Annotated in this window: 13 protein-coding genes; 10 read left to right on the top strand and 3 right to left on the bottom strand. The window is 63.3% G+C overall.

What is annotated here, in order from left to right; translation table 11 throughout:
• Nucleotides 1-17: 17 nt before the first annotated feature.
• Nucleotides 18-2,180 carry an acyl-CoA dehydrogenase family protein gene (locus tag QM609_RS11775; RefSeq protein WP_007734000.1) on the bottom strand — a complete coding sequence of 721 codons (2,163 nt, stop codon included), beginning with the start codon at nucleotides 2,178-2,180 and terminating at the stop codon, nucleotides 18-20.
• Nucleotides 2,181-2,274: 94 nt separating this feature from the next.
• Here QM609_RS11775 and kstR point away from each other — a divergent pair, with 94 nt between their 5' ends.
• Nucleotides 2,275-2,913, top strand: coding sequence for a cholesterol catabolism transcriptional regulator KstR (kstR, locus tag QM609_RS11770; protein WP_003945752.1), 639 nt, complete (start codon nucleotides 2,275-2,277; stop codon nucleotides 2,911-2,913).
• A gap of 87 nt (nucleotides 2,914-3,000) precedes the next feature.
• Nucleotides 3,001-5,541, top strand: a complete 2,541-nt coding sequence (otsB, locus tag QM609_RS11765; protein ID WP_003945932.1) for a trehalose-phosphatase — start codon at nucleotides 3,001-3,003, stop codon at nucleotides 5,539-5,541.
• Nucleotides 5,542-5,544: 3 nt separating this feature from the next.
• Here the strand turns inward: otsB and QM609_RS11760 are convergent, their stop codons facing one another.
• A complete protein-coding gene (locus QM609_RS11760; RefSeq protein WP_007733995.1) occupies nucleotides 5,545-6,633 on the bottom strand; it encodes a LacI family DNA-binding transcriptional regulator in 1,089 nt (362 codons plus the stop codon).
• 139 nt (nucleotides 6,634-6,772) lie between these two features.
• On the opposite strand from QM609_RS11760, the gene QM609_RS11755 reads away from it, so the two are divergent.
• The 7 genes from QM609_RS11755 to QM609_RS11725 all read left to right on the top strand — a co-directional run bounded on the left by QM609_RS11755 (nucleotide 6,773) and on the right by QM609_RS11725 (nucleotide 12,671).
• A complete protein-coding gene (locus tag QM609_RS11755) occupies nucleotides 6,773-7,723 on the top strand; it encodes a metal ABC transporter solute-binding protein, Zn/Mn family (RefSeq protein WP_042920537.1) in 951 nt (316 codons plus the stop codon).
• A gap of 120 nt (nucleotides 7,724-7,843) precedes the next feature.
• Nucleotides 7,844-8,686 carry a metal ABC transporter ATP-binding protein gene (locus QM609_RS11750; protein ID WP_020723636.1) on the top strand — a complete coding sequence of 281 codons (843 nt, stop codon included), beginning with the start codon at nucleotides 7,844-7,846 and terminating at the stop codon, nucleotides 8,684-8,686.
• Nucleotides 8,683-9,564 (top strand): metal ABC transporter permease, encoded by an 882-nt coding sequence (locus QM609_RS11745; protein ID WP_003945811.1) that lies wholly within the window; start codon nucleotides 8,683-8,685, stop codon nucleotides 9,562-9,564. Before QM609_RS11750 ends, QM609_RS11745 begins: the two co-directional genes overlap by 4 nt.
• Before the next feature lie 34 nt (nucleotides 9,565-9,598).
• Nucleotides 9,599-10,360 carry a LamB/YcsF family protein gene (locus QM609_RS11740; protein ID WP_047269640.1) on the top strand — a complete coding sequence of 254 codons (762 nt, stop codon included), beginning with the start codon at nucleotides 9,599-9,601 and terminating at the stop codon, nucleotides 10,358-10,360.
• Entirely contained in the window at nucleotides 10,357-10,971 is a 615-nt protein-coding gene (gene pxpB / locus QM609_RS11735) for a 5-oxoprolinase subunit PxpB (RefSeq protein WP_080961071.1), read from the top strand. Before QM609_RS11740 ends, pxpB begins: the two co-directional genes overlap by 4 nt.
• 57 nt (nucleotides 10,972-11,028) lie before the next feature.
• Nucleotides 11,029-11,901, top strand: a complete 873-nt coding sequence (locus QM609_RS11730) for a 5-oxoprolinase subunit C family protein (RefSeq protein ID WP_065456158.1) — start codon at nucleotides 11,029-11,031, stop codon at nucleotides 11,899-11,901.
• Nucleotides 11,902-11,978: 77 nt separating this feature from the next.
• Complete coding sequence (locus QM609_RS11725) at nucleotides 11,979-12,671, top strand: LpqN/LpqT family lipoprotein (protein WP_039973380.1); 693 nt, start codon at nucleotides 11,979-11,981, stop codon at nucleotides 12,669-12,671.
• An 88-nt stretch (nucleotides 12,672-12,759) separates the two neighbouring features.
• Here QM609_RS11725 and QM609_RS11720 read toward each other — a convergent pair whose 3' ends face one another.
• On the bottom strand, nucleotides 12,760-13,401 hold the full coding sequence (locus QM609_RS11720; RefSeq protein ID WP_047269642.1) for a hypothetical protein: 642 nt from the start codon (nucleotides 13,399-13,401) through the stop codon (nucleotides 12,760-12,762).
• A 365-nt stretch (nucleotides 13,402-13,766) separates the two neighbouring features.
• On the opposite strand from QM609_RS11720, the gene QM609_RS11715 reads away from it, so the two are divergent.
• Complete coding sequence (locus QM609_RS11715; protein ID WP_003945935.1) at nucleotides 13,767-14,486, top strand: hypothetical protein; 720 nt, start codon at nucleotides 13,767-13,769, stop codon at nucleotides 14,484-14,486.
• The last annotated feature ends 7 nt before the right edge of the window (nucleotides 14,487-14,493 follow it).

Genomic DNA, 14,493 nt, shown 5'->3' with positions numbered 1-14,493 from the left:
GCCTCTACTCACGCCGTCTAATCACGGGGCAGGCCCAGAATTCTCTCCGCGGCGACGGTCAACAGAATCTGCGTGGTTCCGCCGGCAATCGACAGGCATCGCGTGTTGAGGAACTCACGCGAAAGCGGGCCCTCCACCCACCCGGCAGTACCACCCAATTCCATGGCGAACTCCGCGACATTCTGGCGCTGGCGCACGCCCACCAGCTTGCGGACGCTCGACGCCGGACCCGGATCCTGACCGTCCAATTGCCGCAGTGTCGTGCGCAATTCCAGCAGTGAGCCCACCATGGCGGTTCCGATCAGCCCACCGAGCTTGTCTGCCACCACAGGATCGGGGTCGCCGGCCAGCTCGAGCAATTCCTCCATCGCACCGCCGAGCGAAGAGCCACCGCTCATCGCGACTCGCTCGTTGGCGAGGGTCGTTCGGGCCAGTTTCCAGCCTCCACCGAGCTGGCCGACGACGCACTCGTCCGGGACGAAGACGTCGTCGAGGAAGACTTCGTTGAACAGGGCATCTCCGGTGATCTCGCGCAGCGGCGAGATCCGAATCCCGGCCGTCTTCATGTCGAGAAGGAAGTACGTGATGCCCTTGTGCTTGGGAACCTCGCGATCGGTCCTGGCGAGGCAGATGGCCCAGTCAGCTTCACGCGCAAGCGAAGTCCAGACTTTCTGGCCGTTCAGCTTCCAACCGCCGTCGACCTTTTCCGCGGTCGTGCGCAGTGCGGCAAGATCGGAACCTGCGCCGGGTTCGCTGAAGAGCTGGCACCAGGTGATCTCGCCCTTGAGCGTCGGAGTCGCAAATCTTTCGATCTGCTCCGCACTGCCGTGCTCGAGGATGGTCGGCACTGCCCACCAGCCGATCACCAGATCAGGTCGGCCGATACCGACGGCCGCCAATTCCTCTTCGATCAGAATCTGTTGCGCGGCCTTGGCGCCCCGGCCGTACGGCTTGGGCCAGTGCGGCGCAAGGTAGCCCGATTCGGCCAACGCGTTGCGCTGCTCGGATTCGGGCAGCGTCACCAATTGCGCTACCTCTTCGCGAATTTCGGACCGGTCGGATTCGAGCTCACTCAAGTCGATCTGAAGGTGACGCCGTGCGCCGCCGATCGTCAATTCCGCGACGCGTGCGCGCCAATGAGACGATCCGCCCAGAATCTGCCGGAGCGACAGTGCTCGACGAAGGTAGAAGTGCGCCTCGTGCTCCCAGGTGAATCCGATGCCGCCGAGCACTTGAATGCAGTCCTTTGCCGTGTCGACAGCGGCATCCAGCGACACCGCGGCGGCCACTGCTGCGGCGATCGGAAGTTCGTCGCCCGACTCGGCAGCGACCGCACCATCCCAGGCGACGGCTCCGGCATTCTCTACGCGACACAGCATTTCGGCGCAGATGTGTTTGATCGCCTGGAACGAGCCGATGGGCTTTCCGAATTGTTCGCGAATCTTCGCGTACTCCACCGCAGTACGCAGGCTCCACGCCGCAATTCCGGCAGCTTCGGCAGCCCCAAGTACCGCCGCTAGGTCGGAAACCGATCCTGGCGCAATGTCATCGAGGATTCGGTCGGCATCGACCGTCACTCGATCGAAGGAGACTCGCGCCAGTGGTCGCGACTTGTCGATCGTGTCGACCGCTTCGTAGGTCACGCCTTCGCTGTCTCCGTCGACGAGAGCCCAGACGACACGCGAGCCTTCGTCTTCGGACACGACGCCCGCCGACACGAGTACCGATACGCCTGAATCGCCGCCCCAGGCGTAACCTCCTTCGCCATGAAGCTCGATGCCGCCGGACGCATTCGCCGTTGCCGCAACTGGACTTTCGTCCAATACGACGGCACACGGCAGCGCACCGTCGGCGAGCGTTTCGGACCATCGCTTGGCAGCGGGCGACGAACTACGCCCCACCACCAGAGCTGCGAGTGCAGTCGTGAGAACAGGACCCGGCACGAGTTCGATTGCCGCCTGCTCGAGCATTGCTGCGAGATCGACGATTTCGGCCCCGGCTCCGCCTACCGCTTCGGGAACGGCGACCGAAAATATCCCGAGAGACGCGAACTCGGACCATTTCTCCCGCCACGAAACTGCTGGTCCACGGCGTACCATGTCCATCGGCGTGGCCGAGCGAGCCCAGGCCTCTATCGATTCCTGGACCGCCCGCTGTTCATCGGTCGTGGCGATTGTCACAACTGGTTCCCGCCTCTCGATAAGTGACACAATTGTTTAGAACGTGTTCTAATATGACACCTGGCCAAGAGTCAAGGCGCGAAGGAATTTGTCGATGACCACAACATCCCGATCCCGCTCCAACGCGGTTGCTTCTGCAACGCTCGGGGACGACGATCTCAGCTCCAACGCGCAACGTGAACGCCGCAAGCGGATTCTCGACGCAACACTCGCCTTGGCGTCCAAGGGGGGCTACGAGGCTGTTCAGATGCGCGCCGTGGCCGAGCGTGCCGACGTCGCAGTCGGAACGCTCTATCGCTACTTCCCGTCCAAGGTTCACCTACTGGTGTCCGCCCTGGCACGCGAATTCGAGAAGATCGATTCCAAGGGCAAGATCCCGCCTGGAACCAGTCCGCTCGAGCGGATGCAGCTGATCCTCAGCCTCATCACCCGCGCGATGCAGCGCGATCCGCTCCTCACCGAAGCGATGACTCGCGCGTTCATGTTCGCCGACGCCTCCGCAGCGGCCGAGGTCGATCAGGTGGGCCAGTTGATGGACCGCCTCTTCGCACGAGCGATGACCGAAGAGGAGCCAACCGAAGAGCAGTTGGCGATCGCGCGCGTGATTTCCGATGTGTGGCTGTCCAATTTGGTGGCATGGCTCACGCGACGCTCTTCGGCTACCGATGTCGCCAATCGACTGGAATTGACGGTTGAACTGCTGCTCGGTGACGGAACTCGGAAACCCGAGTAGACATCCTTTGTCGCATCTGTCATTTTTGCACTGATCGGCCGGAAACGTATCGAGCCAGGAGTCGCTGCATCACCTAGATTTGAAGAGGTGAGCGCACAAGATCTGTCCATCGAACTCCGCCGAGCGCTGTCAGGCGTGGCACGCACGCCGCGTCTGCTCGTAGCCTCCGACTACGACGGGACGATGGCACCCATCGTCGCCAACCCGGACAAGGCGTATCCCCGGGCGGAAACGGTGCGTGCGCTTCGCTCTCTCGCCAGCCTCGCGTCGACGACGGCTGCCGTGATCTCGGGCCGCGCCCTCAAGGATCTGGCTGCGCTGTCCCGACTTCCCGCCGAAGTGCAATTGGTCGGCAGCCACGGCTCCGAGTTCGACATCGGATTCGTTCACGCGATCGACGCCGACGCCAGGAAACTGCTCGACGAGATCGTCACCGAGTTGGGCCGAATCGCCGCCGACACCCCTGGGGCAACGGTGGAGAAGAAGCCCGCCAGCGTTGCACTGCACGTACGCAACACCAGTGCCGACGACGCCGAGAAGGCGCTCATCGCCGTCCGCACCGAATCGGCACTCTGGCCAGGCGTTCAGGTCACCGAGGGCAAATCGGTGGTCGAGTTGGCTGTCATCGCCACCGACAAGGGGCACGCACTCGACTTGATTCGCCATCAGGACGGCGCAACCGCTGCCGTCTTCATCGGCGACGACGTGACCGACGAAAAGGCGTTCAGCAGGCTTCAGGGGCCGGACATCGGAATCAAGGTCGGCAGCGGGGACACCGTCGCCGACTATCGCGTCGACAGCACCGAGGACGTCGCTGCCGCTCTGGCATTCCTGCTCGACGAGCGTCGTACGTGGCTTTCCGGCGCCGACGCTCCGCCCATCGAGCGACTCTCGATGCTCGCCAGTCCGCGCACCGTCGCTTTGGTGACCCCGGATGCGACGCTGACCTGGTTGTGTCACCCGGAACCGGATTCAGCGGCCGTCTTCGCACACCTTCTCGGCGGAACCGGGGCCGGCCACTTCTCGGTCGGGCCTCGACGCACAGCCTTGCCGCTGAGCCAGAAGTACATCGACAGCACGATGACAGTTCAGACCCGCTGGGCGAGCCTGTCCGTCACCGACTACCTCCCCCACGACGTCCCACAGGGACGAACCGACCTGACCCGCATCATTTCAGGTCAGGCCGACGCGATCGTCTCGTTTGCACCCCGTCCCGAGTTCGGCCAGGGTCAGGTCACGCTCGAGGTCGTCGACGAGGGCATTCGGGTCCTCGGCACCAACGAGCCGTACGTACTCCGCTCCCCCGGTGTGCTGTGGAACATCGCCACTGACGGAAACCAGCAGACCGCCCACGCCATCGTCGAGCCGTCCAAGGGTGACGTCGTCCTCGAATTGCGCTGCGGAACAGAAGAAATCGGCCCTTCCGACGTTCCGGAGCTCGAGCGTCGAGCGACCTCGGAGGCCTACTGGTCCGATTGGGCCAAGACGCTCGAACTCCCGAAGCTGAAGCCGGACTTGATGAAACGCTCTGCACTGACCTTGCGCGGGCTGGTCCACGCCGATTCCGGTTCCATCATGGCTGCCGCGACGACGTCCCTGCCGGAAGAGATCGGCGGAGTCCGCAACTGGGACTACCGCTATTGCTGGTTGCGCGACGCCGCCCTCACCGCAACAGCTCTCGTGAGCGTCGGATCCACCGACGAGGCCGAGAACTACCTGGACTGGGTCCACCGCGTGCTCGAAACACTGCCGGGACCCGAGCGCCTGCACCCCCTCTACACGCTCTACGGGACTTCGCTACCGCCAGAGGCCGTCATCGATTCACTCCCCGGATACGCCGGCTCCCGGCCGGTCCGCGTCGGAAACGCCGCGAATCAGCAGGTTCAACTGGACGTGTTCGGCCCGATCGTCGAGCTCATCGTCGAACTGGCGAATGCACGCGAAAAGGCCGGTGATCCCGATCCTTTGAGCGACCGCGACTGGGAACTGGTGTGCGCCATGGTCGAAGCAGTGCAGCGGCGCTGGTTCGAACCCGATCACGGCATCTGGGAAATTCGCGACAACCCGCGCCACCACGTCTATTCCAAGGTTATGGGCTGGGTCACCGTCGACCGCGCCGTCGATCTTGCGACCCGCTTTTCTCGCGAGGCTCTGCCGGAATGGGCGGAACTGCGTGACCAGATCGCCGACGAAGTACGACACAAAGGCTGGAAGGACGACGTCCAGTCGTACACCGCAGCCTACGACGGTACCGATCTCGACGCGGCGACTCTGCACATCGGACTGTCGGGGCTGATCGATCCGACGGATCCGCGCTTTGCAGCGACCGTCGTAGCCACCGAGGCTGAACTACGCAGCGGCTCAACGGTATACCGATACCATCACGACGACGGTCTGCCCGGCATCGAAGGTGGGTTCCACCTCTGCGCCGCCTGGCTCGTCGAGGCCTACCTGCTGATCGGACAACGCCTGCAAGCAGAGGCACTGTTCGATCAGTTGGTCGCGGCAGCGGGTCCTACCGGACTACTCGCGGAGGAGTACGACCCCATCGCGGAACGCTCGCTGGGCAACCACCCCCAGGCGTACAGCCATCTGGGATTGTTGCGCTGCGCCCAACTCCTGGCGTGAGCGCTACCCCTTGATCCGACCTGATGTTCGCCCGGCCAGTAGTTCAGTGTCGAGCATCTCGACTATCGGAACGCCGGATCCGGACGGCGACATCAGGAGCGCACCGGCGCGCCGGCCCTTCTCTTCCTGGGGCTGGCGCACCGTTGTCAGTGATTCGCGCAGCGCCTCGTCGACGCCGTCGAATCCGGTGATCGACAGTTGGCCAGGTACATCGATGCCCTGCCAGCGCGCCCAGTCCAAGGCGCCGAGAGCCAGCACGTCGGTGGTGCAGACCAGTGCGGTGATCTCGGGGTTGGTCGCGAGAGCTTCCGCCGCCGCCGAGTGCCCGGACTGCGATGTGTGGACGTACCGCTCGATCACCGTGAGTGAGAGTGGGTCCATGTCGGACGCCACCATCGCGTCGCGCACTCCTTCGATCCGCTCGCGCTGGACGTGGAAGTGCGGGGACTTGAGTCGTTCCTGGCTGACCACGCCGTCCATCCGGTCGCGCCCCAGCCTCATGCAGAGCACGCCGATGTCGCGGTGGCCGAGCCCGATGAGGTAATCGGCGACCTTGCGCATGGCAGCGCGGTCGTCGATGCCCACGAGGGATGCACCGGGAATCTCGCGCGGCTGGTCGCAGACGACGATCGGAATGTGACGCTCGAGCACGGCAGCAAGATACGGATCGTCGTCGGCCACGGAGTAGACGACAAAGCCGTCGACGCCCGCCTGCTGGACCACGGCTGCAGCATCCACCTCGTCGCGGCCGGGCCCGGCCGGGATGAGCAGCAAGCCCTGGCCGGCGTCCTCACACGATTCCGAGAGACCGGCAAGGAAGCTCATGGCGGCCGGGTCACGGAACGAATAACTGAGTGCTTCGGTGAGCAGAAGACCGACGGCACCGGCTTTGCGAGTTCGCAAGGAGCGGGCGACCGGATCAGGTCCGGGGTATCCGCGTCGCTTGGCCGCTTGGAGCACTCGATCCCGCAGCTCGACGGAGAGCTGATCGGGTCGGTTGTACGCGTTCGAGACTGTAGTTCTCGACACATTGAGCTCGGCGGCAAGCGACGCCAAAGTGGCTTGACGGCGTGGCTGACGGGACCGGGGCATAAACGGACGTTAGCCGTAGTGCCCGCAGACGGCGCGTTGGGGCTGAACCGAAGGTGAACTACCAGCGACTATGCGCTAATGTGTAACGGTAACGGTTTCCAATAGCATTTAGCCCAGCCTTTGTTCAGGAGAAAAGCACGTGCGTTCGTCGTCGAAATTCCGCACCGCCACCGCCCTCGCGGCCGTCTCGGTCGCCGCAGCATTCGCGCTCACCGCGTGCAGCTCAACCTCCTCGAAGGACGACGGCATCACCGTCGTCGCATCGACGAACGTGTGGGGCGACGTCGCGCAGGCCGTCGCCGGCGACAAGCTGACCGTGACGTCGATCATCAACGAGCCGTCCGCGGACCCGCACTCGTTCGAGGCGACTCCCGCCGATGCCGCCAAGATCACCGACGCATCGCTCGTCGTCTACAACGGTGGCGGCTACGACCAGTTCATCACCGACGTCCTCGACGCAGGCAAGGGCGAGCAGAAGACGGTCAACGCCTACAACCTGCTCGACGGCGGCATCCACGCCGGCGAAACCGCGGGCGAATCGCATGACGGTCACACCCACGGCGCAGTCAACGAACACGTCTGGTTCGACATCCCGACCGTCGACGCCGTCGCACATTCGGTGGCCGATCAGCTGAGCGCTCTCGATCCGGACAACGCGGCGACCTACGAGGACAACGCGAAGGCATACAGCCAGAAGCTCGCCGGCGTCACAGCGATCACCGATTCCATCGCCGCTGCCCACGCGGGCGCACCGGTGGCTCAGACCGAGCCGATCGCGCACTACCTCCTGGTCGCAGCTGAACTGAAGGACGCAACTCCCGAGGAGTTCACCAGCGCCATCGAAGACGGCAACGATCCGTCACCGGCCGCAATCGCCGCAACCCGCCAACTCCTCTCGGAGAAGCAGGCCCGCGCACTGGTCTACAACATCCAGACGCAGGACAAAGTGACCCAGGACATGCGCACCACAGCCGAAACCGCCGGAGTGCCCGTCGTCGAGGTTACGGAGACTCTCCCCGAGGGCCTGGACTACATTCAGTGGCAGACGCAGACCGCGGAGTCGCTCGCAAACGCCCTCTCTGCCCAGTAATTATTTGCCCCACCATTTCCGAGAAGAACCGATCGGCTTGTGACAGAAACTTCCGCGAATACTCCTGTGCCCCCTGGTAACACCGTGCCTTCTGGTAACACCGCGCCTTCAGAGGCCTCCGTGCCCGCTGTGACGCTGAAGGACGCTCGATTGTCCTTCGGCGCCCGCACATTATGGGACGGGCTCGATCTCGAGGTACAGCCAGGTGAGTTCATCGCCGTACTCGGGCCGAACGGGTCGGGCAAGACCTCGCTCCTGAAGATTCTGCTGGGCCAACTACAACTCAGCGGCGGTAGTGCACAGATCGTCGGCACGCCGGCACGGGCCGGGAACTCACACGTCGGGTACATCCCGCAGCAGAAATCGATCGACGACGGCCTCCCGCTCCGCGGCCGCGACCTGGTCGGCCTCGGCGTCGACGGTCACCAGTGGGGTACGGGCCTACTGCGTCGGGGTCGTCGCCGCAAGATCGTCGACGACGCCATCGCACAGGTCAGCGCCCAGTCGTTCGCCGACGCTCCCATCGGTTCCATGTCCGGCGGTGAGCAGCAGCGACTACGGATCGCACAGGCTTTGGTCGGCGACCCGCGGATCCTGTTGTGCGACGAGCCGCTGCTCAGCCTCGACCTCGCCAATCAGCACCTGGTCTCGACGCTGATCGACAAGCGGCGGCGCAGCCATGACACCGCGGTGCTGTTCGTGACGCACGAGATCAATCCGATCCTGCCGTTGGTGGATCGAGTGCTCTACCTGGTGGACGGCAAATTCCGGATCGGGACGCCGGCCGAAGTGATGACGTCCGAAGTTCTCTCGGATCTGTACAACACCGACGTCGAAGTGTTGCAGGTTCGTGGCCGCCTCGTCGTGATCGGCACCGGCGACGCCATCGACGCGCTCGGCAGCGCAGGCGGACTACGCCCGGGAGAAGGCGTTCACCATTCTGATGAGGATCACCACCAGTGAGTAACAAGTTCACCGACGCGATGTCGCGGATGTTCGACGTGTCCGCCACCGTCGACCTACTGCAGTACGACTTCGTCCAACAGGCGTTGATTGCCGGTGCCATCCTCGGATTGTTGGCCGGCATCATCGGGCCGCTGATCGTGAGCCGTCAGATGTCGTTCTCGGTGCACGGAACGAGTGAGCTGTCACTGACGGGCGCATCCGCCGCACTTCTCGTCGGTGTGGGCGTCGGCTTCGGTGCCATCGTCGGATCCGTGGTCGCGGCAGTGCTGTTCGGACTGCTCGGAGCCAAAGCGCGCGACCGAGATTCGGTGATCGGCGTGATCATGGCTTTCGGTCTCGGCCTGTCGGTGTTGTTCCTCTGGGCGTACGACGGTCGCACGGGAACCAGCTTCTCGTTGTTGGTCGGACAGATCGTGGCGCCGGGAAACAGTGGTCTCGAACTTCTGCTGCTGTGCGCGGTCATCGTGATCGGCACACTCGGATTCATCTACCGCCCTTTGCTGTTCGCAAGCACCGACCCCGAAGTTGCTGCAGCTCGCGGTGTTCCGGTTCGGGCACTGTCGATCGTGTTCGCAGTGTTGGTCGGCATCACCGCAGCACTCGGCGTACAGATCGTCGGTGCTCTGCTGGTGATGTCGCTGCTGATCACCCCCGCAGCGGCCGCCGCGTACGTCACGGCAAGCCCACTCAAGGCCACGATCCTCTCCGTCGTGTTCGCCGAACTGGCAGCCGTCGGCGGCATCCTTCTCTCGCTGGCCCCCGGCGTTCCCGTCTCGAGTTTCGTCACCTCGGTCTCGTTCGTGATCTACCTGATATGCCGACTCTTCGGATCCGCACGTCGCAAGAATGCCGGACGGATTCCGGCGCACGCCTGAACACCGAGAGCCCATACCTACCTAGAATCGAGGTATGGGCTACAGCGTTGATCTGAACAGCGACCTCGGCGAGGGCTTCGGAGCCTGGACCCTGGGCGACGACGACGCCATGCTCGAACTTGTCACCAGCGCGAACATCGCCTGCGGATTCCATGCCGGCGACCCGACAACGCTGTTGGCGACTTGCGAATCCGCAGCCACCCGCGGCGTGCGGATCGGCGCGCAGGTGGGTTACCGAGACCTCGCCGGTTTCGGCCGACGCTTCATCGACATGTCCCCGAAAGACCTCACCGCCGACGTCATTTATCAAATAGGGGCACTCGACGGTTTGGCCCGTGTCGCCGGATCGCGGGTCACGTACGTCAAACCCCACGGCGCGCTTTACAACGCAATAGTCCATCACCGACGGCAGGCGCGGGCAGTGGTCGCCGCCGTCGTTGCCTACGACAGTTCGCTACCTGTTCTCGGACTACCGGGTTCGGTGTTCCTGGAAGAGGCGCGCGAAGCCGGTCTCGACGTGGTCGCCGAGGCTTTTGCCGATCGTGCGTACACGGCGGAAGGCACCTTGGTCCCCCGCACCGAGTCGGGCGCCGTTCTGCACGACCCGACGCTTGTTGCAGAACGGGTTCGGCGAATGGTCGTCGACGGCGAGTTGGACGCAGTCGACGGGAGCACGTTGAAAGTCGCTGCCGCATCGGTGTGCGTGCACGGTGACAGTCCGGCAGCCGTCGACATGGCCGTGGCAATCCGCGCTCTCCTCGAATCTTCCGACGTCGAGATCACGCCGTTCACATGATCGCGATCCTGCCCGCCGGTGAATCCGCAGTCCTCGTCGAGTACGACGAACTGCCGAGTGTGCTGGGCAACTTCAGGGCTCTCGACGCCAGTCGGATCCCCGGAGTGATCGACCTGATTCCCGCGGCGCGAACCATCTTGATCGAGTACGACAACACGATCACCGCGCACCAACTGGTGGAGAAATGGGTACGTGGGGCCGTACCGATCGAACTCACAGCAGACGAGAGCGGGTCTGCTGTCGAGATTCCGGTCCGCTACGACGGCCCCGATCTCGTAGAGGTGGGCAAGCTGACCGGCCTCGGGGTCGACGGTGTGATCGACGCTCACACGGCTGCGTCGTGGACCGTCGCGTTCATCGGTTTCGCCCCCGGCTTCGCGTATCTGACCAGCAACGAGAGAAAGCTCGAAGTTCCACGTCGATCGGACCCGCGCAGGCAGGTCCCGGCCGGTGCAGTCGGGTTGGCCGGACCGTTCTCGGGCGTCTACCCGCGTAGTTCCCCAGGCGGCTGGCAGTTGATCGGAACGACTGAACTGTCGGTGTGGGATGCCGAGCGCCGCCCGCCGGCGCTGCTTCTACCCGGCACCACAGTCACCTTTGTCCGTGCATGATTTTGGTGCAAGCATGATTTTGGTGTCTTCACCGCGCTGTTGCGGGACAATGGATTCATGGCCTGGCTCGAGGTTGTGCGTACCGGCCCGCTCGCCACAGTTCAGGACCGCGGGCGGAGAGGCTACGGCGCCCTCGGGGTCGGAAGATCCGGCGCCGTCGACATGATCTCGCACGACAGCGCCAACAGACTCGTAGGCAACACTTTTCGAGCAGCAACCATCGAAGTCACCGCTGGCGGTTTCGCTATGCGGGCCGTCGGTTCGATGACGGTGGCAGCGACAGGCGCGCGGGTGCCGCTGGCCGTCGACGGACGGCCGGCACCTGACTACGCGAGCATCCATCTGGGTGGTGGCAGCATTCTCGAATTGGGTTACAGCACAACCGGGTTGAGAACGTATATCTCTGCACGCGGTGGCGTCGACGTCCCGCAGGTACTCGGAAGCAGATCCACCGACACGCTCTCCGGACTCGGACCGCCGCCGCTCGCCGCCGGCGATCTAGTCCTCCTCGGGGCCGAGGAAGGGACGTGGCCCACCGAAGAGTTGATTCCACCGCCGGCATCTGCACTCGGCGCAGTTCCGATCGAGATCACGCTCGGCCCCCGAAATTCCTGGTTCACCGCCGCATCCGTTCACGCGCTCCTTCACACCACGTGGAAAGTCACCGAACACACCAACCGAGTCGGGGTCCGGTTACAGGGCCAAGGGCCTTTGCATCGCTCACGCACCGAGGAATTGCCGAGCGAAGGCGTCGTGACGGGATCCATCCAGGTGCCACCAGGCGGCCAGCCCGTCGTGTTCCTCGCCGACCATCCCGTGACCGGCGGATACCCGGTCATCGCCGTCGTTTCCGACGCCGGGATTGCGTCGCTGGCACAGCTGCGGCCCGGCAGCACCATTACCTTCAAGGCCACTACTCGGCCGTCGTAGCGCTGATAGTCTCAGCCGCGCCAGCAATGCTGCCGGCGGCGCTCGGCCGTCGCCAGAACCTGAAGGACTGTCACACTATGAGCCCTAAGAGCAGCACACTTGCTCTCGGAATAGCGTCACTGATCACTGCTGCACTCGTCTTGTCCGGATGCAGCAGTTCGGAAAGCGGCGACGCCGTCTCCAGTGATACCAACACCAGTGAGACCACCGCTTCCGAAAGCTCTGCATCCTCACCGTCTGCCGCTGCCGCGACGCCGACTTTACGGGACGGAACACCGTTCATCGGTGAGCGGACGACGATCGAAACCGGCGACGACCCCGAAGCGCCGAGCATCAGCGTCAGCCTCCCGCCGAGCTGGACTCACGGCGAGAACATCCCTGCCGGCGTTACGGACGCGTTGTCCAGCAACAGCCAGGAACCCAGCGGTTTCATGCCGAACACCACGGTGACGGTCGAAAACCAGGGCACCGCAACAAAAGACGAGGTTCTTGCCGCTGCGCGTGAAACGATCGCCACTCTCGACGGGTGGACCGAGGTGAAGTACACCGAGATCGACGTCGACGGACAGCAGGGTTTCCGCCTCTCCGGAACCTGGACCGCCCCAAACCTGGACGTTCCGCTCTACGCCGTCATGACGGTCGTCGCTTACCAAGCCGACGACAACTCGCCGGTCTACCTGGTCAGCTTTGCAAACCAGTTCACCGACACGACGAACATGCAGACCTCCAACCAGGTGGAAGAAATCAACACCTCGATCGAATTCGGCTGAGCACCTGATGGTTTGAATACCCGATCTCCGAACAACCGCGGCGGGCCGAGACTACGACAGTCTCGGCCCGCCGTTTCACAACTCTCGCCTAGCTCGAACCGAACAGGCCGCTGAGGGAACCGAGGCCACCACTCAACGAGCCGAGCGATCCGATTCCGCCACCGGTTCCGGGGCCAGTGGGATCAACCGGATCAACGGGATCGACCGGGTCAACCGGATCGACCACATCCGCGGCGCGGACAGTGATGGACGGGCCCAAGTTGGCGAAATTCGCACTCGACTGGAATCCGTTGCCCATCACCGTGGCACCTACCGCCAATCCACTTCCGTACACGGTTCCCGGCGCACACGAAGCAGTAACCGTGTAGCTGGTCTTCATGGTCACCGGTTTGCTGCCGTTGTTGATCCAGCCGGCACTGGTCACCTCGAGCGTCGTGGCTGTCAGTTCCGGCGTTTCAGTGGTTTCGGTCATCGTCCCGCCAACGTGAAACTTCGTGACCTTCGCCGAGCCCGGGACAAAGGTCAAGCATGCGGCATGCGTCTCGGTGAACCTGCTGATATACCCGTCGATTCCGCTCTTCTTCGACACTGTCGTGTAGGTGATCGTGTCACCGATCTTCGGCGACGCATTGTCCACGGTGCGAGTAAATGTGTAGGCACCGGAAGTTGCTGTCTCGGCAGTCGCGACTCCCGCACCCAGCGCGCTTGCGCCCACAGCAAGAGCAATCACCCCCAAACCAGCTCCAACGGTGGACAGACTACGATTCCTGGATCCAAACTTTGCCACGAACAATCTCCACTCTGTGTGGTTCCAGGACAACCGAATTCATTGATTACTGGAACTTGTTGCAACCCGACTCTCGAAGTACGATACAGTCGACCTGGACATTCGACCAGCTTTTCGTCGAAATAGTCGACAATCAGTTAACGGCAGGCAATCGACACCGAAAAAGTCCTCTCAATTCGGACTTTTCCGTAAATTCTGCCGAACTGATACATAGGCAAGCGTCCGATAGGTTTCAATGGTTACCGCGGCGCAACCTTTGAAGAGTCATCCCATCGCCGTCAGCGTGAACCCCTCGAACGGAGAATTTCATGTCACGTTTTTCAATGCGCAAAACACTCACCGGAATCGCAATCGCTGCACTTGCCACCAGCGGACTCGTGATGACCGCAGGCACCGCGAGCGCCGATGCCACCCACCCGTCCGCGGCAACGGTCAACTCCTCCAACGTCCGAATCACCAAGAGCATCGTGGGCGACGGCGAAGTTGCACCCGGCGGCAAAGTCACCGTGCGCACGGTCATCTCCACAACAGGCCACCCCGAGCGTTACGTCGACCAGTTCGTCGACCGCTACCCCGCCACGTTCAAGTACATCCAGGGCACGGCAACGGTCAACGCGTGGCACTTGATCGGCGGTCAGAAGACCGAATCCGTCACGCCTTCGGTTGACACTGCCGCCCGAACCGTGAATGTGCCCAGCACCGGCTGGCTGATCTCACCCACCGGAAGCAAGACCGTGACGATCGAGGCGCAGTACCTCGTCGCCGACGATGCACCGATCGGCTCGTACCAGGAAATGTCGAGCTCGATCGGTATCTCGACGTTCAATACCGAACAGAACATCAGCGGCGTCTACGCCAAGATCCGCGCCAAGAACCCCGGCGAGGCGGCCGCATCGGGCTCGGCAGATCTGGGCTTCGGCTCTTCTGACGGCGAGGGCGGAACCGGTTCGGCCGGATCCTCCATCCTCGACAACCCGGCCGGCTTCATCTCCGACATCATCAGCGGTGTCCTGGCCAACGGCAGCTGATTCACTC

It is taken from the genome of Rhodococcus sp. IEGM 1302 (assembly GCF_030056935.1).
Classification (GTDB): Bacteria; Actinomycetota; Actinomycetes; order Mycobacteriales; family Mycobacteriaceae; genus Rhodococcus_F; species Rhodococcus_F qingshengii.
Note: the sequence above shows the minus strand (reverse complement) of the source record. Positions and strands in the feature narration are given on the sequence as shown.